At 53.3% G+C, this 21,066-nt stretch carries 22 protein-coding genes and 1 pseudogene; 19 read left to right on the top strand and 4 right to left on the bottom strand.

The window, feature by feature from the left end; translation table 11 throughout:
* The first annotated feature begins 18 nt into the window (after positions 1-18).
* From map to AB3175_RS09190, 19 genes and pseudogenes are all read left to right on the top strand, one after another.
* Entirely contained in the window at positions 19-768 is a 750-nt protein-coding gene (map, locus tag AB3175_RS09280) for a type I methionyl aminopeptidase (RefSeq protein WP_367360665.1), read from the top strand.
* Between the two features lie 110 nt (positions 769-878).
* Positions 879-1,097 (top strand): translation initiation factor IF-1, encoded by a 219-nt coding sequence (gene infA / locus AB3175_RS09275; RefSeq protein ID WP_093881988.1) that lies wholly within the window; start codon positions 879-881, stop codon positions 1,095-1,097.
* A gap of 92 nt (positions 1,098-1,189) precedes the next feature.
* Positions 1,190-1,303: a 50S ribosomal protein L36 gene (rpmJ, locus tag AB3175_RS09270; protein WP_367360664.1), complete on the top strand. Its 114-nt coding sequence runs from the start codon at positions 1,190-1,192 to the stop codon at positions 1,301-1,303.
* A 31-nt stretch (positions 1,304-1,334) separates the two neighbouring features.
* The gene (rpsM, locus tag AB3175_RS09265) at positions 1,335-1,703 is read left to right on the top strand and encodes a 30S ribosomal protein S13 (RefSeq protein ID WP_367360663.1); all 369 of its coding nucleotides are present in this window, start codon (positions 1,335-1,337) and stop codon (positions 1,701-1,703) included.
* A 40-nt stretch (positions 1,704-1,743) separates the two neighbouring features.
* Positions 1,744-2,136 (top strand): 30S ribosomal protein S11, encoded by a 393-nt coding sequence (rpsK, locus tag AB3175_RS09260; protein ID WP_093881985.1) that lies wholly within the window; start codon positions 1,744-1,746, stop codon positions 2,134-2,136.
* A 91-nt stretch (positions 2,137-2,227) separates the two neighbouring features.
* Positions 2,228-2,857 (top strand): 30S ribosomal protein S4, encoded by a 630-nt coding sequence (gene rpsD, locus AB3175_RS09255; RefSeq protein ID WP_367360662.1) that lies wholly within the window; start codon positions 2,228-2,230, stop codon positions 2,855-2,857.
* A 60-nt stretch (positions 2,858-2,917) separates the two neighbouring features.
* Complete coding sequence (locus AB3175_RS09250) at positions 2,918-3,949, top strand: DNA-directed RNA polymerase subunit alpha (protein WP_367360661.1); 1,032 nt, start codon at positions 2,918-2,920, stop codon at positions 3,947-3,949.
* A 27-nt stretch (positions 3,950-3,976) separates the two neighbouring features.
* Positions 3,977-4,324 (top strand): annotated as a pseudogene (gene rplQ, locus AB3175_RS09245) (50S ribosomal protein L17); the annotation flags it as partial.
* A gap of 105 nt (positions 4,325-4,429) precedes the next feature.
* Entirely contained in the window at positions 4,430-4,690 is a 261-nt protein-coding gene (locus tag AB3175_RS09240; protein WP_367360660.1) for an EF-Tu/IF-2/RF-3 family GTPase, read from the top strand.
* Between the two features lie 144 nt (positions 4,691-4,834).
* Positions 4,835-6,109, top strand: coding sequence for a folylpolyglutamate synthase/dihydrofolate synthase family protein (locus tag AB3175_RS09235; RefSeq protein ID WP_367360659.1), 1,275 nt, complete (start codon positions 4,835-4,837; stop codon positions 6,107-6,109).
* A 61-nt stretch (positions 6,110-6,170) separates the two neighbouring features.
* Positions 6,171-8,354 (top strand): LPS-assembly protein LptD, encoded by a 2,184-nt coding sequence (locus AB3175_RS09230; protein ID WP_367360658.1) that lies wholly within the window; start codon positions 6,171-6,173, stop codon positions 8,352-8,354.
* Between the two features lie 148 nt (positions 8,355-8,502).
* Positions 8,503-8,931 (top strand): 50S ribosomal protein L13, encoded by a 429-nt coding sequence (rplM, locus tag AB3175_RS09225; protein WP_367360657.1) that lies wholly within the window; start codon positions 8,503-8,505, stop codon positions 8,929-8,931.
* Between the two features lie 63 nt (positions 8,932-8,994).
* The gene (rpsI, locus tag AB3175_RS09220) at positions 8,995-9,387 is read left to right on the top strand and encodes a 30S ribosomal protein S9 (RefSeq protein WP_367360656.1); all 393 of its coding nucleotides are present in this window, start codon (positions 8,995-8,997) and stop codon (positions 9,385-9,387) included.
* A gap of 128 nt (positions 9,388-9,515) precedes the next feature.
* Positions 9,516-10,553, top strand: coding sequence for an N-acetyl-gamma-glutamyl-phosphate reductase (gene argC / locus AB3175_RS09215; RefSeq protein ID WP_367360655.1), 1,038 nt, complete (start codon positions 9,516-9,518; stop codon positions 10,551-10,553).
* 55 nt (positions 10,554-10,608) lie between these two features.
* Entirely contained in the window at positions 10,609-12,093 is a 1,485-nt protein-coding gene (cysS, locus tag AB3175_RS09210) for a cysteine--tRNA ligase (RefSeq protein WP_367360654.1), read from the top strand.
* A 486-nt stretch (positions 12,094-12,579) separates the two neighbouring features.
* Complete coding sequence (locus tag AB3175_RS09205) at positions 12,580-12,972, top strand: hypothetical protein (protein ID WP_367360653.1); 393 nt, start codon at positions 12,580-12,582, stop codon at positions 12,970-12,972.
* Between the two features lie 150 nt (positions 12,973-13,122).
* Positions 13,123-13,995: a patatin-like phospholipase family protein gene (locus AB3175_RS09200; RefSeq protein ID WP_367360652.1), complete on the top strand. Its 873-nt coding sequence runs from the start codon at positions 13,123-13,125 to the stop codon at positions 13,993-13,995.
* Positions 13,996-14,285: 290 nt separating this feature from the next.
* Positions 14,286-15,536 (top strand): hypothetical protein, encoded by a 1,251-nt coding sequence (locus AB3175_RS09195; protein ID WP_367360651.1) that lies wholly within the window; start codon positions 14,286-14,288, stop codon positions 15,534-15,536.
* 190 nt (positions 15,537-15,726) lie between these two features.
* A complete protein-coding gene (locus AB3175_RS09190) occupies positions 15,727-16,068 on the top strand; it encodes a hypothetical protein (protein ID WP_367360650.1) in 342 nt (113 codons plus the stop codon).
* A 135-nt stretch (positions 16,069-16,203) separates the two neighbouring features.
* On the opposite strand, the gene alaS is transcribed toward AB3175_RS09190, so the two are convergent.
* The 4 genes from alaS to thpR form a co-directional block, all read right to left on the bottom strand.
* On the bottom strand, positions 16,204-18,840 hold the full coding sequence (alaS, locus tag AB3175_RS09185) for an alanine--tRNA ligase (RefSeq protein ID WP_367360649.1): 2,637 nt from the start codon (positions 18,838-18,840) through the stop codon (positions 16,204-16,206).
* Positions 18,821-19,339, bottom strand: a complete 519-nt coding sequence (locus AB3175_RS09180; RefSeq protein ID WP_367360648.1) for a regulatory protein RecX — start codon at positions 19,337-19,339, stop codon at positions 18,821-18,823. Before AB3175_RS09180 ends, alaS begins: the two co-directional genes overlap by 20 nt.
* A complete protein-coding gene (recA, locus tag AB3175_RS09175) occupies positions 19,336-20,367 on the bottom strand; it encodes a recombinase RecA (protein WP_367360647.1) in 1,032 nt (343 codons plus the stop codon). The genes AB3175_RS09180 and recA overlap by 4 nt, the downstream gene beginning before the upstream one ends.
* 78 nt (positions 20,368-20,445) lie before the next feature.
* Positions 20,446-21,051 (bottom strand): RNA 2',3'-cyclic phosphodiesterase, encoded by a 606-nt coding sequence (gene thpR / locus AB3175_RS09170; protein WP_367360646.1) that lies wholly within the window; start codon positions 21,049-21,051, stop codon positions 20,446-20,448.
* Positions 21,052-21,066 lie beyond the last annotated feature (15 nt).

Raw genomic sequence — 21,066 nt, 5'->3', positions numbered from 1 at the left:
AGCCGCGTGAACGGATCAATGGTTATTATCAAGGCGCCTGAAGAGATTGAGAAGATAAGGACAAGCAGCAGGATTGCGGCCGAGGTCTTGAAGGAACTGGAAAGTCTGGTGGAGCCTGGCATCAGAACCATGGAGCTCGAGCAGTATGCCGAGGCACTGGCCGCCCGGAAAAAGGTGCGCCCGGCATTTAAAGGCTACAACGGATTTCCCTTCGGGTTGTGCGTTTCCGTGAATGAGGAGGTTGTTCATGGGATGCCCTCGAAACGTGTTCTGAGAGAAGGGGATATTGTCAGCCTCGACTACGGTGTCTTTTGCAACGGGTATTATGGAGATACAGCGATTACGGTGCCGGTTGGCAAGATCTCTGAGGAATCGTCGAAGCTGCTGAAGGCGACCAGGGAAGGTCTCTATCGAGGCATTGACGAGACGAAGGAAGGAAATCGTCTAGGAGACATTTCGGCGGCCATACAAAATTACGTCGAGAGCGCCGGTTTTTCCGTAGTGAGAGATTATGTAGGACACGGCATCGGCAAAAGCCTGCATGAGGATCCCCAGGTTCCTAATTACGGCATCAAAGGCAGGGGAATGCTGCTGAAAAAAGGGATGGTCCTTGCGATTGAACCAATGGTAAATGCCGGTAAATTCCAGATAAAAGTTTTAAAGGACCATTGGACTGTCGTGACGGAGGACGGTAAAAATTCTGCTCACTTTGAACACACCGTTGCGATAACGGATAAGGGACCGGAAATATTAAGCTACGTAAACTGAACGGCCGTTCTCAGCTTGGCGGCTGGCAAAGGGTGAGTCAGAATCAGGGATCCGCATGAACGCGGATTTGTGAACTTTCGTAGCGATTTAGAAACAGGATAGGATAGGTTATGGCCAAGGAAGAACCCATAGAAGTAGAGGGGCGCGTGATCGAACCCCTGCCGAACGCGATGTTCAGGGTGGAGTTGGAGAATGGCCATCGTGTTCTGGCTCACATTTCCGGTAAAATGAGGATGCATTTCATAAAAATTTTGCCCGGCGATAAAGTGACCGTGGAGTTGTCCCCTTACGATTTGACAAGGGGGAGAATCGTCTATCGGACAAAATAAAAAAGCAGGCGGAGAAAAGCTCTCTGCTTGTCAGGCGCATCAACGTCCTGGGGCAATAAATAATATTCAGATAGAGGGGTGGAATTAACATCGTGAAAGTAAGATCATCTGTCAAAAAAATCTGCGATAAGTGCAAGATCATCAAAAGGCGCGGACTGCTGAGAGTTATCTGCGAAAATCCAAAGCATAAGCAGCGGCAGGGATAGCATATCGAATTTGTGAGCAGGAGGAAATCCGGTGGCAAGAATTGCAGGAGTAGATTTACCAAAAAATAAAAGAATCGAAATAGCGTTAACATACATCTATGGAATTGGCCGGACCAAGGCCAAGGAAATACTGGATATGGCGGAAATCAGCTATGATACCAAGAGTGATGAGCTTGCTGATTCTGAAATCAATGCTATCAGGAATATTATCGACAGGGACCACAAAGTGGAGGGAGATCTGAGAAGAGAGATTTCCATGTCGATTAAGAGACTCATGGATGTGGGGGCATACAGAGGCCTTCGTCATCGTAAGGGGCTACCCGTAAGAGGACAGAGAACTCATACCAATGCGAGGACACGCAAAGGTCCGAGACGAGCCATTGCCGGAAAGAAAAAATAAACCATAAATAGAATACAAAAGAATTGGACAGGGGAAGGAAATGGCAAAGCAAGTCAGAAAGACAGGCAAGAAGAAGGAAAAAAAGAATATTCCCGAGGGAATTGCGCATATACAGTCCACTTTCAATAACACGATCATAACCATTACCGATCCGGTGGGCAACGTGATCGCGTGGTCGTCTTCCGGAATGCAGGGGTTTAAAGGATCGAGGAAAAGCACACCCTTTGCCGCTCAGATGGCTGCTGAAGACTGCGTCAAAAAAGCGAAAGAGCACGGTTTGAGAAAGGTGCAGGTTTATGTGAAGGGCCCTGGCTCCGGTCGTGAATCTGCGTTGCGTTCACTGCAGGCTGCCGGGTTGACCATATCCCTGATTCGAGATGTAACTCCGATTCCGCACAACGGTTGTCGTCCCCCGAAGAGACGAAGAGTCTAAGATCTCTGTACCACAGATGTATTTGCAGAAAACTAGTCGATTAAATCAATAAATATAAATATGAAAGACATGATGGAAAAGGGAGGCATTCTTGGCAAGATATAAGGAATCCGTGTGCAGGCTGTGCCGTAGGGAAGGCTTGAAGCTCTTTCTCAAGGGAGACCGCTGTTATGGTGAAAAGTGTGCGTTTGAACGGAGAGGATACGCTCCTGGAGAGCACGGTCAGCTGAGAAGGAAACAGCAGTCGGACTATGGGGTGCAGTTGAGGGAGAAGCAGAAGCTCAAGAGGATGTACGGGCTGCTTGAAAAGCAGTTCAAGGGATACTTTGAAAAAGCCGACCGGAAAAAGGGAATAACAGGTACAAATCTTTTGCTTTATCTTGAGAGAAGGCTGGACAATATGGTTTATCGTCTGGGTTTCGCGAATTCAAGAAATGAAGCGAGACAGCTCGTCAGGCACAATCATTTCACCGTCAATGGGAAGAAGGTGAATATCCCTTCCTACCTGGTTGATATCGGGGACGCCATAGAAATTACAGAGGCAAGCAGAACCAACAATAAAATTATCGAAGCGATGGAAACTGTTGCGAGACGAGGAGTTCCGCAATGGCTTGAGCTGGAGCAGGAGAATTTCAAGGGAAAGGTAAAAATGTTCCCAACCCGCGAAGAATTGACGATGCCAATTCAAGAACAATTAGTCGTAGAGCTTTATTCAAAATAAAGCGTTGTGTATTCTGAATACGATGTCAGTTGTCAAGACCCGAAGGGTAGGGAATGAACAATGGTTAAAAATTGGTGCAGCTTAATCAGACCAAGAAGAATAGAAATTGACGAAAATACCCATACCAGGTTTTATGGGGAATTTGTCTGTCAACCGCTCGAAAGAGGCTTCGGCATCACCCTCGGTAATGCATTGAGAAGGGTATTGCTTTCCTCCATCCAGGGGGCAGCAATCGTTTCGGTAAAAATTGATAACGTTCTTCATGAATTCTCAACGGTTCCAGGGGTGAAGGAAGATGTGACCGACATCATCCTCAATCTTAAAGGGGTTCGGTTGAAGCTCTTCAGCGATGGTCCGAGAGTCATCAGAATCGATACAAAGAAGGAAGGCGTCATCACCGCGGCGGATATCATTACAGACGGTACGGTGGAAGTGCTGAACACAGACCATTATATCGCTTCGCGATCGGGTGAAATTCCCTTCCGAATGGAGATGGTCGTCAACATCGGAAGAGGCTATGTGCCTGCAAAAAAGGAACGGGATATCGACCAGCCGGAGGGGACAATCAATATTGACGCCCTGTATTCGCCCATAAAAAAGGTGAACTATACCGTAACGCATGCCCGTGTAGGGCAGGTGGCCGATTATGACAAGCTGTCTCTTGAGGTGTGGACGGATGGCGATGTGCTTCCTGAGGATGCCATAGCGCTGGCGGCGAAGATATTGAAGCAGCAGCTACAGGTCTTTGTTGGGTTGCATACGGTCATCGGCACTGAAGAGATTGAAGAGGAAGAGGAGACAATCAGCGAAAAGGAAAATCTCAACGATATCCTCCTGAGGCATGTGGAAGACCTGGAGCTGTCGGTAAGATCCGCCAACTGCCTTAAAAATGCTGGAATCAATCAGATCGGGGAACTCGTTCAGAAGAGTGAAGCCGAAATGCTCAAGACCAAGAATTTCGGCAGGAAGTCTCTGAGTGAAATCAAGGAAATACTTGCAGAGTATGGTTTGACCTTTGGAATGAAACTGGAGTTTCCCCCTTGGAATAAGGAACTGAGAGAAGAAACAGCCGAAATCCCAGAGGAAGGATAAACATTACGAAAAAGGGGTTAAGATCGTATGCGTCACGGGAAATCAGGAAGAAAATTAGGTAGAACATCGAGCCACCGGGCTGCCATGTTGAGAAATATGGTGACTTCCTTCTTGAAGTATGAATCTGTGAAGACAACAGATACAAGAGCGAAGGAATTACGGAAAATTGCAGAGAAGATGATCACCCTGGGGAAGCGGGGCGACGTGCATGCGAGACGGCAGGCGCTTGCCGTGATCCGGGATCGTGATGTAGTGGCGAAATTGTTCAATGAAATATCTCCGCGGTACCGCGAACGCTCCGGTGGATATACCCGGATCATTAAAATGGGATACCGTGAAGGGGATAACGCTCCGATCTCCATTATCGAGTGCGTTCGATAAGGCGGTGGGGTGCCAGAACCGTTAACGAGAGACCGAGCGTGGTGGCCAGGACTAAACAATGCTAGCTTTTTAAGATGTGCTGACGGAGGAGATTTCGTTATGGCAGAAGAAAAAGTCGGTGAAGTGGTCAAGTTTTTTGCAAAGCCGAGTGTTGCGGCGGTAAAAATAACGCAAGGTCAACTCAGCATCGGGGACACCATCAAGTACGTGGGGCACACAACGGATATTTCCGATACCGTTGAGTCCATTGAAGTGGACAACAAAAAGGTCGACAAAGCGGTTCCCGGCGATTTTATCGGGATCAAGGTATCCGGCCGCGTGCGTCCCGGTGACGAGGTTTTCAAGGTCACCTCCGATTAAGCAAGCTGCTTAAAAGCTGAAAAGTCAGAAGAAGCCATGGATGATTTGATTTCAAAAAGAAAAGTCCGTGGCTTTTTTGTTTTGAATCGGATTTGAAAGAAAGACCGGAATTGACGAATGGGCAAGAACAGCAGGCTCCCGATATTGCCGGATTTGAACTCGGATGTCGTTCACCTTGGCCTGGGGCCCATCACGCGCCTTCTCGAAAGAATCGGCAATCCGCAACGGGCATATCCCGCGGTTCTGATTGGAGGAACCAACGGAAAAGGGTCTGTTGCCGCCATTCTGTCATCTATCCTGGGGCACAGCGGGTTCAAAATCGGGACGTATACGTCTCCTCACCTGATCGACATCTGCGAGCGGATCAAAATCAACGATCGCCTGATTTCTGAAAAGAGAATGCAGGAGTGCATCGAGATCGTCCGCAGCTGTCTTGAAGAATCTCTGACGTATTTTGAATTTCTTACGGCGGCGGCATTCCTGTATTTCTTCCAGGAAAAGGTGGATGCTGCCGTTCTGGAAGTGGGCATGGGGGGGCGCCTTGATGCGACCAATGTGGTGGATCCAGAGGTATCCGTGATTACGAATGTTCATCAGGATCACCAGGACTACCTTGGCCGCCATCTGAAGGATATCGCCGCTGAAAAGGCGGGGATCATCAAGGAAAAGAGCGTCTGCGTGAGTGCTGCAAATCAGAGGGCGGTCCTTGGCATTCTGACGGAGGCGTGCCGGAAAAAGGGGATCCCCTTTTTCCGGCTGGGAAAGGAGATACGGATTCGATCGAAAGGGGCTGGAGCCTTTTCCTATTCAGGTATAGGCTGTAAGATCCCTCACCTTACCTGCCCGTTATCCGGTGCGCATCAGCTCAGGAATGCGGCTCTTGCCCTGGCTGCGGCGGAGCTCATGGCCATCAAGGGGCGAAGGGTAGATGAACAGGACATGCGTATGGGGCTGGCCGGGGCAAAATGGGAAGGGCGCCTGGAGATTCTCCAGGAGAGGCCCACCGTCCTCGTCGACGGGGCTCACAATCCGGCAGGGGCCAGTGCGCTCTGCGAAGCTCTTCGGAGCCGCCGCGGAGACAGGCGCCGGCTGCTCGTCTTCGGTGTTCTTGCTGATAAGGATTATCCCATGATGCTGAAAAAACTGCTGCCTTTTTTTCACCATGTCATTTTTACCAAGCCGAAGACAGGGCGAGCCGTGGACTTGGATCAGTTGGTCCCGATCGCAGGATATCATGGCCATGCGGCCGATGCCGTGGAGGACAGCCTGGAGGCACTGCAAAGAGCCCTGTCTCTTGCAGAAGAGGATGACCTGATCTGTGTCACCGGTTCACTTTATCTGGTCGGAGAAATCAAAAAGCGATATACGGAAACAGGCCGAAGCGACAGGAAGAATTCCTTGACAACAAGCGTAAACTGAACATTTGTCGGCGTTGAAGGTGAGAATGAGCCCGAATGGCGCGTCTTTCGGAATCAGGAATATGAAATTCAACCGTTATGCAGGTGGAACCGGGAGAATTCTTTTTTTAATTCTCCTGTTCCTGGCCCTCTTGCTTCCCGCGGAAGACCTTTCGGCAATGACCCGGAAGATTCAGGGACCGGTTAATATTGAATCGGATTTCTTGGATTACAGGAAGGATGAGGACACGTATTTTGCCAGGGGAAATGTGATCATCCGCTTTACCGACGGGGTTCTGGAAGCGGATCGTGTTTCCCTGAACAAGGCGACGAATGAAGCGTTGGCCGAAGGGCATGTCGTCCTGAAAAGCGGGGGGGATATTCTCCAAGGGGATACTCTTCGCTTCAATATAGAAACAAAAAGCGGGGCCACTGAAAATGGGCGGATTTTCATGGTACGCAACAATGTCTATTTGAAGGGGGCTCGCATCGAAAAGGAAGGGGAGGCGCATTACCGGATTTTTGACGGAAAAGTCACGACATGCGATGGAGAAATCCCGGAATGGAGCATCTCGGGCAAGGAAATGGCTGTGACGATCGACGGGTACGGGACCGTGAAACATGGGAAATTCAACGTTCTCGATCAGCCGATATTTTACACCCCCTATCTCATCTTCCCCGTTAAAACGACCCGGCAATCCGGTCTGCTGATGCCCACCCTCGCCTATTCACGGGATAAGCACGGCGTGGATGTTGAAGTTCCATTCTTCTGGGAAATCTCCAAGAACCTTGACGCGACCTTTTACCAGAGGTATATGTCCAAGCGCGGCTTCAAGGAAGGGGTGGAATTCCGTTACATGATCAGCCCGGATACCTATGGGACGTTTTATGCGGACTATCTGAATGACACCAAGGATATCAGGGAGACTTCCGGGTCCATCAAGCGTGACTGGCACTCTGATCAACAGCGTGGGTCCTTCTACTTCAACTCCCAGACCACCTTCAGCCCGGGCTTTTACCTGCGCACCGACATCAATAAAGTTTCCGACAACTGGTATTTCAAGGATTTCTCCTCTCAGAACTATTACAAGAGCAACTATTCCACCGATCCGATGCAGCGGTTCAGGAAGGTTTCCTTCGATGCCGACAAGGCCCTCAACTCCCTGGATTCCACGGTAAGGATGGTGAAGGATGAGGAACTTTACAATATTACGGCCCTGGCGCGCTATACCGATGATTTCAGGAGCCCGTCCAACGACGAAACCCTGCAGAAATATCCGGAAATCTCTCTTTATACCGTCAGGCGGCCTCTCCTGAAAACGCCTCTGTATGGAATGGTGAATGGGACCTACGATTATTTTTACCGGTCCGAGGGACAGAAGGGGCACCTGTACGATGTCCAGCCGGTGGTTACTCTTCCCGTCCGCCTGGGGCGTTATGCCCGGTTTGTTCCGGAATTCAGTGTGCAGCAGACAATCTGGGATCGGAATGACCATGATGAAGAGAACTCATCCGAGGGAACCCACCAGGGAGACCGCCAGGTCTATAGGATGGAGGCCAATCTGAATACGGAATTCTCCCGGATTTATTCTGTCGGGTGGAAGCTGTTCGACAAGCTAAGGCATGTGATCAAGCCGGAATTGACCTATGCGTATATTCCTGATCCCCATCAGGATGATGCCCCGGATTATGTGCAGCGGATTGATGAAACAAACGGGCTGACCTATGCACTGACCAACACACTGACGGCGAGGATGAAGGGCGAAGACGGGACAACCACATACAGGGAAATATTGAGATTCAAGGTGTTTCAGACCTATGAGATCGATAAGGTGGAGCATTATTACCATGAGGTCGGACAGCCCGAGGATGAGCACTTCCAGGATCTCAATATGGAACTCAATCTGGACCCCTGCTCCTTTCTCTCCTTTTCCGCACGCAACAGGCTGAACGTGAACAACGGGGAGTGGTGGAAAACGGACTACGATCTCGTGGTGAGGGACCAACGGGGAGATTCGGCCCATCTGCAGTATCGGTATACCGAAGATTTGGTGAAAGAAATCAATTTACGGGTCAACGCAAAATTGACTCGCGACCTGGACGCCCTGTTTACCATAAAGAGGAACGAACAGGACGGTAAAGATGTGGAAAAATCCGTGCTGATAAAATATCACAGACAGTGCTGGAGCGTTGATGTCGGCTTTGCAGACGAGGGTGACGACCAGCGTTTTCTTCTGTCCGTTTCCCTTTATGGCATTGGAAACTAAGTGCATTCAGGGATGAGGGAGTATCGGCGCTGGAAGGCGGGCTCTGGATGGAAAGGGAATAATATCGAAACCGATTCGGTTTTTCTCTTGACAAACATCCTGAAATTGCATAGGTAGTGCTTTTGAATTTTCAAGGATCGGTGTTTCTATGAAGACATATCAAGCGAAGGAATCTGAAGTTGTACGGGACTGGTATCTGATTGATGCCGAAGGGCAGGTGCTGGGAAGAATGGCCAGTGAAATTGCCAGGCGGCTTCGCGGTAAACATAAACCTGTTTACACGCCCCATACGGATACCGGTGATTTTATTGTTGTCGTCAATGCGGAGAAGATGGTCCTTACAGGCAACAAGCTTCGCGACAAAATGTACTATCATCATTCCGGATATCCCGGCGGATTGAAAGAGACTACCGCGGGCAAGATGATGAAGGAAAAGCCTGTTGAAGTGTTGAATATGGCCGTAAAGGGTATGCTTCCCAAAAATTCCCTGGGAAGGCGGATGTTGAAGAAGTTGAAGGTTTATGCCGGAAACGACCATCGCCACGAAGCGCAGTGTCCCAAGCTGCTTTCGCTGTAGGGACCGGGGATGGCTTCCCCGGCTTATGATTAATACTGTAAATTTGCGGATGTGGAGAATCGTATGTTAGAAAAACGCTATTATGCGACGGGGCGAAGGAAAAGCGCCATCGCGAGGGTCTATATGAAGGAAGGCAGCGGAGTGCTGACGATCAATAAACGGGGCTTTGATGATTATTTTCCGCGGGAAAGCCTGAAGATGCTCATTCGTCAGCCCTTTGAGGTTGTCGGAAAGCCCGATGCCTTTGACTGTTACGTCAATGTCAGAGGGGGCGGGATTGCCGGTCAGGCCGGAGCCGTGAAGCATGCCATTTCGAGGGCCCTTCAGGAGTATGACGCAGACCTGCGTTCCCCCCTTAAAAAAGCGGGTTTTCTGACGCGGGATCCTCGGGCGAAGGAGCGGAAGAAATACGGCCAGCCCGGTGCGCGGAAACGCTTCCAGTTTTCAAAGCGCTAAGAACGTTACAGAGGGGGCCATGGCCCCCTTTTTTTTGCTGTTCGAACATTCGAATTTCTTTCTTCCATGCGGAAGCGCCCAGCTCCGGCATCGGAACCAGGAACCGTAGAGTGAGAGAGGGATAATCTATGATTAAAATAGGGATTTACGGCGCCAGTGGTTATACGGGCCAGGAATGCCTCCGCTTGCTTCTCCGTCACTCCGGCGTTGAGGTGGTGGCGATTACCTCACGGCGGTATGCCGGGCTTCCCATCGCTGATGTCTATCCGGTTTTTTCCGGGTTGACTTCCCTGAGTTTCATGGATGCTTCGCCGCAGGAGGTCACTGAACTGGCCGACGTGATTTTTCTGGCGCTGCCCCACAGCGAATCCATGAAGGTTGCCCCGCTTTTCTGGGAAAGCGGGAAAAAGGTAGTCGATCTCAGCGCGGACTATCGGTTGCGGGACATCGCCGTTTACGAATCCTGGTACGGAAAACATGCTTCCCCTCACCTCGTTCCAGAGGCCGTTTACGGAATTCCGGAGCTGTATCGGGAGGAAGTGGCAAAGACCCGTTTTGTGGCAAACCCCGGCTGTTACCCGACAAGCGTCATCCTTGGAATGGCCCCCGCCTTGAAAAACAAGCTCATTGACCCGGCATCTGTGATCGTGGATTCCAAATCCGGCACCAGCGGCGCCGGCCGTGAACCCCAGGTAGGGTCTCTCTTCTGCGAAGTCAACGAAGCGTTCAAGGCCTACAAGGTCGGCAGCCATCGCCACACACCCGAGATCGAACAGGAGTTGAGCCGCCTGGCCGGTGAGGAGATGAACATCTCCTTCACCCCGCACCTCCTTCCCATTGATCGGGGCATTCTGAGCACCATCTATGCGACGCTCACCCGAGAGGTGACCTCAGCGGAACTATCGGAAATTTACCGGGACTTTTATGCGGGAGAACGCTTTGTCCGGATATGCCGGCCGGGAACATTTCCAAATGTGGCCTTCGTCCGCGGCTCCAACTACTGCGATATCGGCACCGCTGTCGATCCCCGGACCCATCGCCTGATCGTCGTCTCGGCCATTGATAATCTGGTGAAGGGCGCGGCCGGTCAGGCCATCCAGAATATGAATATACTCTGTGGATTTCCGGAGGACATGGGGCTCGAGATGATTGCTCTGTTCCCCTGAGATCCGGCATGACCCGCTGAATGGTCTCAAAAGGCGTTTTTACGCGGAGGATTCCATGACTTTGAAGCTTTACAACACCCTTAGAAACAGAAAGGAAGTCCTTGTTCCCCTTCAGGAGGGGCGGGTCGGACTCTATGTGTGCGGAATCACCGTCTACGACATCTGCCACGTGGGTCATGCCCGGTCGGCCGTTGTCTTTGACGTCCTGAGAAGATACCTGGAGTACCGGGGTTACGAAGTCATCTATGTCAAGAATTATACCGATGTCGACGACAAGATCATCGCCCGCGCCAATGCGGAAGGGGTGAGCATCTATGATATCTCCAACCGCTATATCGCCGCCCACGATGAAGACATGTCGGGCCTGGGGGTTCTTCGGCCGACGGTCACTCCACGGGCGACGGAACACATCGACGGAATGATCAGGCTCATTGAAAAGCTCGTGGAGCGCGGACTGGCCTATGCCGTGAACGGCAACGTCTATTATGCCGTGGAGCGGTTCCCCGGTTATGGAAAGCTTTCAGGGCGCCAATTGGAAGACATGATGGCCGGTGCCCGGATCGATGTCGATGAGCAAAAGAACAATCCCATGGACTTTGCCCTCTGGAAGGCCAGCAAACCCAATGAACCTGCCTGGGACAGCCCCTGGGGGCCGGGACGGCCGGGTTGGCACATCGAGTGCTCCGTGATGAGCCAGAAGTATCTCGGCGACAGCTTTGACATCCATGGCGGCGGCGAGGATCTGGTTTTCCCCCATCATGAAAATGAAATCGCCCAATCCGAGGGGGCCACGGGCAAGCCGCTGGCCAATCTGTGGGTTCATAACGGCTTTGTGAAGATCAACAGCGAAAAGATGTCCAAGTCGCTGGGGAATGTCTTTTCCATTCAGGAGATGTTGTCCCGCTACTCCGCCGAGGCCATCCGACTGTTCATGCTCCAGAGCCACTACCGCAGCGCTGTGGATTTTTCCGAGGAATCCCTGTCGGAGGCGCGCCAGGGCATGGATCGGTTCTACACAGCCCTGAAGGCCATTTCGGACCTTCTAGCGGCATCCGGGGGGGATTCCGCGCCCCCTTCGCCCGAATCCCTGTCGGGAAAAACGGCTGAGCTCTTCACCCTTATTCAGAGTTTGCCGGATCGTTTTGTCGAGGCCATGGACGATGATTTAAACACCGCCCGGGCCATCGGGTACCTTTTTGATGCCGCCCGCCAGCTCAACGCATTCCTGAGTGATGCGAAAGCTGCCAGGTCCGATGCGGGACGCAACGTCCTGGCGCTGGCGGAAAAGACGATCAAGGAGATCGGTTACGTCCTGGGGCTGTTCCAGGAGGATCCCGATCTCTATTTCCAGAGGGACCGCGAACGGGAAACCCGCAAACGGGGCATCGAACCCGCCGAGATTGAACAGCTCATTGCCGAGCGCTGGGCGGCCAGAACAGAAAAGAACTGGCAGCGGGCTGACGAAATCCGTAAAATTCTGACGGAAAAAGGGATTGTCCTGAAGGACACCCCGACCGGGACGACCTGGAAAGTGGCCTAGCGCCATAGACCTCTGACCACCCGGCCGGGATGGTAAGGTCACCTTGCATCAGTTTCCGATTGCCACAAGGAAGAACTCTGCAATCTTTTCACATATGGCTTTTGTCTTTCCCGAACAGGTCATCCAATGGGCTTTTAGACGCTCCAGTCCTGTCTCAGCACGTGGGCAAGATCATTGGTCCACCATTGGCATTGGTCGTTTCGACATTTTTATGCCCAAGAAGCCCCTGAACCTCCCGAATCAGGCGATTTTTCCAGACATTATATGAGTGTTTTTCTTGCTTCCTCAACCGATAAGGCAACAGGAAAGCGTTGTCCGCGTTTTGAACGAACCGCGTTGGACAGATCGCCGGTTTCTCAGCCAAGCACGTTACGGAACAGAAATAGAGCGGCATTGCATCATCTGTCTGTCTGATCTGCCACTCAGAAACATTTGGGACTGTTTTGAGAGTCTCGATAAATTGAACAGCAGAAGGATGGGATATAAATGATTACCCCGGATCAATTTCGAGTAAATGAAGCATGGATTGCAGTCAGAATTAATGAACGTTTCTTGTTTATCCAGGATGAACCTTACGATGTTTATGTATTGGTGGATGCCGCCAGCTGTTATGTATTGGGGCATGTTTTATTCCGTGTCGTGGATGAAGCGCCCCAAGAAAAGGATTTAAAAGAATTATTTCAAACAGCATTTGAGGCCAAAAACCAGTGGGCGGACATGTTAATCTTAACTGGAAACTCTCCAGCGGATGATGCCTTTAAAAATCAAGGGCAGCAAAAAGGGCTCTCTGCAAAAACAGTTGATCCATCAGAGTTGGAGCCAATTTTAGGCCCCTTGAAAGAATCTTTTGCTTCAGATTTCATGAGAGGCTCCTCATGATATTTTACTCGTGCCGACCCGGAAAGACGGGCGGCGCATTCAATGGTATCAAGAGTCAAGAAACCAGGACTATACGAGTTTTTTAAAACATCGGAGATCTTACAGCCGCCGTTGATTTCGGCGTTCTATTCTACTGAAAAAAGGGGGACCATGAAAATCGGCTTGGCTTTGGGAGGTGGCGGCGTTCGAGCTTTGGTGCATATTCCTGTCCTGGAGACGCTCGATGATTTAGGCATCAAGCCGTGCATTATCGCAGGAACCAGCATGGGTGCGGTTATCGGCGCGCTGTATGCCTCCGGGATGTCCGGCAGGGAGATCAGAGAACGCATCAGCAGGCACCTCATCCTGAAAGATGATACCTGGCGGGACATCATGGCGAAAAAAAACCATCTCTTGAAATGGGTCACGGCCCTTTCCGCGGAATTTCCACGCGGCGGGTTCATTCAAACGCAGGGATTTTTGGAGTATCTCTTCAGCGAGATAAGGATTCGGACTTTCGAAGAATTGGAGGTTCCTCTTTTGGTCATTGCCGCGGACTATTGGACTGCGGAGGAGATCGTGTTTGAGAAAGGCGATCTGATCCCTGCGCTGCAGGCCACGATGGCTGTGCCGGGGGTCTTTGCCCCGGCGTCCATCGAGGGGAGAGTCCTTGTGGATGGAGGCGTCGTTAACCTGGTGCCCTACGACCACCTTTTAGAGCGGGCCGATTTCACCATCGCCGTGGATGTGAGCAAGGTGCGCAACCATGGAAAAGGAGAAATTCCCGGCGCTCTTGAGTCTGTTCTGCGGGCTTTCAATATCATGCAGGCTTCAGCCATTGCGGAAAAGATGAAGCACTGCAAGCCCGATATTTATGTTCAGCCGCAGATCCAGGATGTGCGAATGCTTGATTTTGGAAAGGCGGAGGAGATTTTCCTGCAGGCAGCGCCAGCCATCGACTTGTTGAGAAAAAGACTGAAAACAGTGACTTATCGGACAGGGGGCCTCCGAAAAACGGCCATAAAGCGGACCCCGTGCCCATGAAACGAGACCATTTCATCCTCATCGGGGATGGCGCTAAGCCGTTGCGTGAATCATCTGAAGAAACTCGAAGCACCCTCCCGTTTTATTGACCGAACGATCGCCATCACTTCCAACGGAACAGCTACTTGGTCCAGCCGTAAAGCGGCGGAGCATGATCTTTCGTGAAAGTCGGCTTAGCGTTATAACAGGCCCGATTTATGCTGTCACGGAAGTCCATCACGGAGAAGTGCGCCTTTTCCGTCATTTTAGAGGGTGGGGACGATCCTGTGCCGTTTCCGGACAGTAAAAGAATGAGTTCATCTTTGCGGAAAACCAGTGGAATGTCCTTTGAGCGGATCTCGGGAGACTGCCTGGAAATTCGGGAAGGAGGCGGCTGTCTGACCCTCTTCGGTTTGCTCTTTTTCGCGGTGGGGATCTTTCTGACCCTTGCTGGCCTCGGCCTGATTCCCCTGGAAAACGCCCAATCCATGGACTGGTGGGGGAAGCCGCTACTGATCGCCATGGGGCTGGCCTTTGCTTCTGTGGGTGGCTGTCTCGTTTTCTCACGAACCCGGATTACTCTTGATGCCGCCAGAGGGACGTTGACGCGCCGCTGGTGGCTGATTATGCCGATAAAGAGTGAAAATTTCCGCCTGGAGTCCTTCAGAAGCGTCGAACTGGGGCTTTCATCCGGCGATTCCGATTCTCCCGATACATATCCCATTGTCCTCAAGGGAGATGCCATCTGTCCCGATGTTCAACTCAAGAATGGTTCCAGCTACGGTGAATCCCGTCAGTTGGCCGTACACCTGGCCGAGCTGCTCCGGGTGCCGCTGGAAGAGGCGACAAGCGACCACAAGACGGTCCTGGAGAGCGGAGAGCTTCGGCAGTCCCTGGCGGAGAGGATCCAGGGGCGAATGTCCGGCACGGAGGAGCCAACGCGGCCGGTTTCTCTGCGCAGCCGGGTTGAGATGATTCCCGGCGGCGTTCTTATTCGAATTCCCGGGGACGGCTTCAAATGGACCCTCCTTCTTCCCGTTGCGATTTCAGTGGGAGTGCTTCTCTATTTCGGACCGGGTTTTCTGGAGTTCTTCGACCGCACCCGGACACCCGTTCCGGTCCAGATGTTTTTCCTGGGGTTTGCCTTGATCCTGTTCGGATTGATTCCCCTCTTCCGTTTCATCTCCAACATCGTGAATGCGCTGCGAAGCTATACGGAAATAATCGCCACATCGCAGGAACTGCGCTTGACGCAGCAGGGGGCCTGGAAAAAATCGGTGACAACGCTCCCGGCAGGGGAGATTGTGGACCTCGATTACAGCACCGCCTCCGGCCTGTTGGAAAAGGCCATGGATTCTGCCGGGAGCCCTCCACGCCGGCCCCATCTGGGGACGCAGCCGCCGGTTCCGCCCCGCTGGCTGAAGGCGCTGGTCCGGCTGAACAGGTCCACCGGGGTGATCGTCAAGCACCGGACGGGACGGCTGGCCTTTGGTGCGGGGCTACCCGATGAAGAGGTGACCTATCTTTATGCAGAGGTGAAGCGCGCTTTGTCTGGGAAGTGAAACAGAGGAGAAAACATGACAGCCATGAAGCAATTCAACCGTGGACAGCCGATAACGTGAAGGGTTGAAAATAAGCAAATGACCTGTCCGGCAGGGTACCGGGATTGCTTAAACGTCTTTATTGCTTGATTTTCGATTTGAACCTGTTGTATCTTATCCACCAATTACCGACAATAAAAGGAGGATCAGCATGAAAAGAACGATTGTAGCATTGTTGAAGGGCATGTTTTCTGTAATGGTTGTTCTGGTATTTGTTGTTGGAGTGTCCGGCTGTCAGAAGCAGGAAGGTCCCATGGAGCAGGCCGGAAAGGAAGCTGATAAAGCGGTTGAAGCAACAAAGGATGCTGTACAGGATGCCGGTAAGAAGGTTGAAGAAGGTGCTGAAGCTACAAAAGACGCTGCGGGAAAGGTTGGAGAGAAGATCGGCGAAGGTGCTGAAAAAGCTAAGGATGCTGTCAAGAAGGGAGTTGAAGGCACCGCTGCGGCAGTGAAGGACACCGCTGCGAAAGTGGAAGAAAAGGCCAAGCACTAACCTAGCAGACGATAGAATAATCAAACGGTCCGAAGAAGTCAGGCAAGGTCCTGATCCATTCGGACCGTTTTTTATTTTTAAGGGGAACCGGCACCATTCGAAAAGGCCGAATTTCCCCCGGTATCCCTATCCGATCTAAATCAGTTCTTCCAGGCGCTTCAAGGCCTGTTCCAGATTTTCCGGATTCGGGCCGCCGGCCTGGGCCATATCCGGACGGCCTCCGCCCCTGCCGCCGACGATGGGGGCGATCTCCCGAATGATATTGCCGGCGGAGTAGCGGTCCGTCAGATCCTTCGTAACCAGGCACAGCAGCATGGCCTTTCCCTCCGCCCTGCTGCCGATCAGGATGATTCCGGACTGGAGGCGATCCCTCAGCTTATCCCCGAAATCACGGAGGGTCTTGGCGTCGGGCGCGTTCACGGCGGCGGTAAGAACCTTAATTCCCCCGATCTCCTTCGCCTGGCTGAGCAGGTCGGCCGAATCCTTGGCGGCCAGCCGGCTTTTGAACGTCTCCAACTCCTTTTCCATCTCCTTCTGGTTTTTGACCAGCTTCTCCACGCGTTCCGAAAGCTCCGAGGGATTGGACTTGAGGAGATTTGCAGCCTTTTTCAATTCGTTTTCGACCCGACGGGCGTATTTGACGGCCTCACCGCCTGTGACGGCTTCGATGCGGCGCACGCCGGCAGCAATGGCGGATTCGTGAAGTATCTTCAGGAACCCTATGTCTCCCGTCCTCCGGATGTGCGTCCCGCCGCAGAGCTCCATGCTGAAGTCGCCCATTCGAACGACCCGCACGCGGTCGCCGTATTTTTCATCGAAGACGGCCGTGGCTCCGGTTTTCAAAGCCTCTTCAATGGGAAGGACCTGGGTAACGACAGGCATATTCCTTCGGATCACCGCATTGGCCAGGGTTTCGATCCTCTCCAGTTCGTCGTCCTCTATCCTGGAAAAGTGGGTGAAGTCAAAGCGAAGCCGTTCTGAGGTGACCAGCGAGCCGGACTGCTTGATGTGATCCCCCAGAACCCGCTTCATGGCAGCCTGAAGCACGTGGGTTCCTGAATGATTGGCCTCCGTGGCCCGGCGCTTTTCTTCGGCGACGGTCAGATTGACGGAATCTCCCTTCCTGATCCGCCCTGTGCGGACCCTGCCGACATGGGAGATGAGGTTGTCCAGGGGGCGCCGGGTGTCAAGGACGTCGAAGACGAAATCCTTCCCCTCGATCGCTCCCGTATCTCCGATCTGCCCGCCGATCTCCCCGTAGAAGGGGGTTTCGGCGACGATGACTTCCCCTTCCTCGCCCTCCCCCAGCTCCTCGGCGAGGCCGTCTTTGTTCAGCAGGGCCGTCACCCTCGATTCTGCTGCGCAGACGCCTTCATAGCCCACAAAGACCGTGGAAATTCCCTGTCCGGGAAGCTTCTGGTACAGGATGGAAACGGCCTCCTCGCCGCTGCCTTTCCAGGATTCCCGGGCCTTTTCCCGCTGAATCTCCATGGCCTTCTGGAAGCCCTCTTCATCAAGGGTCAATCCGTCGCGGCGCACGATATCGGCGGTCAGGTCCGTGGGAAAGCCGAAGGTGTCATAGAGGCGGAAAACAATGTCCCCCGGAATGACGGTCTTGCCTGCTGTTTTCAGCCTGGCGACCTCGTCCTGGAGAATTTTCAGGCCGGCGTCGAGGGTTTCCATGAAGCGCTGTTCCTCGTTGAGAATAACTTTTGTGATATAGGATTCCTTGTCACAGAGATCCGGGTAGGCGCCCTTCATTTCCTTGATAACGATCGCCGCCATCGCGTGGAGAAAGGGCCGATTCAGGCCCAGCAATTTTCCGTGCCGCGCGGCCCGCCTTAGAATGCGCCTCAGGACGTAGCCCCGGCCCTCATTGGAGGGGAGGATACCGTCTCCGATGAGAAACGTGACGGATCGGCTGTGGTCGGCAATGACGCGGATCGATACATCGTCTTCCTCATTCACCCCGTAGGGCCGATTGGCCGTTTCGGTGATGGCTGCGATCAACGGGGCGAACAGATCGGTGTCGTAGTTGCTCTTTGCACCCTGGACGACGGCGACAAGGCGCTCCAGCCCCATGCCGGTGTCGATGTTCGGTTTGGGAAGCGGGGTGAGCGTTCCCGTTTCATCCCGGTCAAACTGGGTAAAGACCAGATTCCAGACCTCCAGGTAGCGGTCGCAGCCGCATTCGATGTGGCAGTCGGGACGGCCGCAACCGGTTCCCTCGCCCTGGTCGTAGATGATTTCCGAGCAGGGACCGCAGGGGCCGGTTTCTCCCATCATCCAGAAGTTGCTCTTTTCCCCCAGCCGGACGATGCGCTCCGCCGGGATGTGCATCTCGTCCTGCCAGATCCGGTACGCTTCGTCATCATCCAGATAAACGGTCACCCAGAGCCGCTCCCTGGGAAGCTTCATGACTTCGGTAAGGTATTCCCAGGCCAAGGAGATGGCTTCCCTTTTGAAGTAGTCGCCGAAGGAAAAATTGCCCAGCATCTCGAAGAAGGTGTGATGGCGTGCGGTAAAGCCGACATTTTCCAGGTCGTTGTGCTTCCCCCCCGCCCGGACGCATTTCTGGCAGGAGGCGGCGCGGGTGTAGCCCCGGTCTTCGAGTCCCAGGAAGGCGTTCTTGAATTGAACCATCCCGGCATTGGTGAAAAGGAGCGTCGGATCGTCCTTGGGGATCAGGGATGAACTGCTGACCCGCGTGTGACTCTTTTCCTCAAAAAATCTTAAAAAACTTTCGCGAATATCACGCCCCGATAGAATCATTCAACTCTTCCTCCTCTTTTATGCTCTTTAAAATCTTGAAGATCTGGTCGATGGGAAACCCCTTTCCCTCCAGACTCCGGACGATTTTTTGAAAATGCCGATTCCCCGGTCCGGGCGGCGGACCACCTTTCAGCATACGGAAAATCAAGCGCTGCAACGCCTCCGCTTCGGGAAAGTCCTGGCGGGTTTCCCCGATGGCCACGGCGATGAGGTCCGCATCCAGTCCCTTCTCGCGCAGGGCCAGCTCAATGCGGCGGTCGCCAAGCAGCCGGTCCACGGCTAGATGCCGGGCCTTCAGGCGGGCATAAGCGGCATCATCCAGATAGCGGTAGTCTTTGAGCTCCTGGAAGACATCCGCCAGGACTTCCGGTGGAAAGCCCCTGTCCCGGAGCTTTTTCCAGAGCTCCCGTTCACTGTGAGGCCGGATTTGCAGCAAACGCCAGGCCTTTTGCCGCGCTTTTTCCCTGGGATCTTTCCCTGGAAGGACGTCGTCGATCATCCAGCGGGTTCTTCCGGAGCCGGCTGCCGGGGATTCAGGCCGTATTTGATTCTCACCTGCTCCTCAATGCGGGCCAGAAGATCGGGATTTTCTTTTAAGAAGTTTCTGGTATTGTCCCTGCCCTGGCCAAGGCGTTCCCCCTCATAGGAATACCAGGCGCCGCTCTTTTCCACGATGTTGCTCTCCGCCGCCAGGTCGAGGATGTCCCCGGTCTGGGAAATCCCCTCGCCGAACAGGATATCGAATTCCGTCTCCCGGAAGGGCGGAGCCACTTTGTTTTTCACAACCTTGACCTTGGTGCGCATGCCGATGACATCCTGCCCCGATTTGATGGAACCGGACTTGCGGATGTCCAGGCGCATGGATGAATAGAACTTCAAGGCGTTTCCCCCGGTCGTTGTTTCCGGGTTACCGAAAAACACCCCGATCTTCATCCGCAACTGGTTGATGAAGATCACCGTTGTGTTCGATTTGCTGATGCTGCCCGTGAGCTTGCGCAGCGCCTGGGACATCAGCCGGGCCTGCAGCCCCATCTGGGCATCGCCCATTTCCCCTTCGATTTCCGCCTTGGGGACCAGAGCGGCCACGGAATCCACGACGAGAACGTCCAGGGCGCCGCTTCGAACCAGGGTTTCCGCTATCTCCAGGGCCTGCTCGCCGGTATCCGGCTGGGAAATGAGCAGATCGTCGGTGTTGACGCCGATCTTCCGGGCATAGGAGACGTCCAGGGCGTGCTCGGCGTCGATAAAAGCCGCCAGCCCGTTTTTTTTCTGAGCTTCAGCAATGATATGCAGGGCCAGGGTCGTTTTGCCTCCGGATTCGGGGCCGAAGATCTCGATGATCCGCCCCCGCGGAATGCCGCCGATGCCAAGGGCGATATCCAGACTGAGTGAACCGGTCGGAATGACCGCAATGTCCTCGATCTTCTCTTTGGCCCCCAGCCGCATGATCGAACCCTTGCCGAACTGCCTTTCAATCTGGCTGATCGCCAGATCCACCGCCTTTGCTCTATCTCCATCTGTGCCCATGATGACCTCCGGAAAAATTACGAAATATTGGGAATCTCCTGTTCGCGAGTATCCTGCATTAATACAGGTGAAATTTTTTCAGCTTCTCGATGCAAATTCTCCGCCGCTGAGGAAGGGATAGTCCGCCAGTTTACTGTAGACGGCTCCCCGGGGAGTCAAACGACTCCGGAAAAGGGTCAGGCTGACGGCCTGAAAACGGCCTGCCTCGAAGGCCTCGGCTTTGTTCATGACCCGGTCAAGGCCGGACAACCCTCGGGCCGATTTTATCCGGGCCAGCGTCAGATGGGCACGAAACGGGCGCTCCTCCCGCTGAAACCCGAAGCGGGCCAGCTCTCTGTCCACTTCTTCCTGAAGGGCCTTAAGGGCGCCCAGGTCCCCTGACAGGCCCAGCCAGAGAACGCGCGGACGCCTGGAATCGGGGAAAAGGCCAAGCCGCCGCACCTCCAGATTCAGGGGGGCAAAGCGGGCCGTGACCGGTTCGACAGCGGCGGAAATCCGGGGAATGTCTCCTTCGGAAATGTTTCCAAAAAATTTCAGCGTCAGATGCATGCCTTCCGGACGGACCCAACCGAGTGCGCCGGACAGGCTGTATCGCAGGCGGCTTTGCAGGGTGGCTGCCGCCTGGCGCACGGACTCCGGCGGCTCGATGGCCAGAAAGGCCCGGATGGGCTCCAGTTCAGTCACGCCGCCAGCCTCCCT

Source organism: Syntrophus sp. (in: bacteria), assembly GCF_040768185.1.
GTDB lineage: Bacteria > Desulfobacterota > Syntrophia > Syntrophales > Syntrophaceae > Syntrophus > Syntrophus buswellii.
Note: the sequence above shows the minus strand (reverse complement) of the source record. Positions and strands in the feature narration are given on the sequence as shown.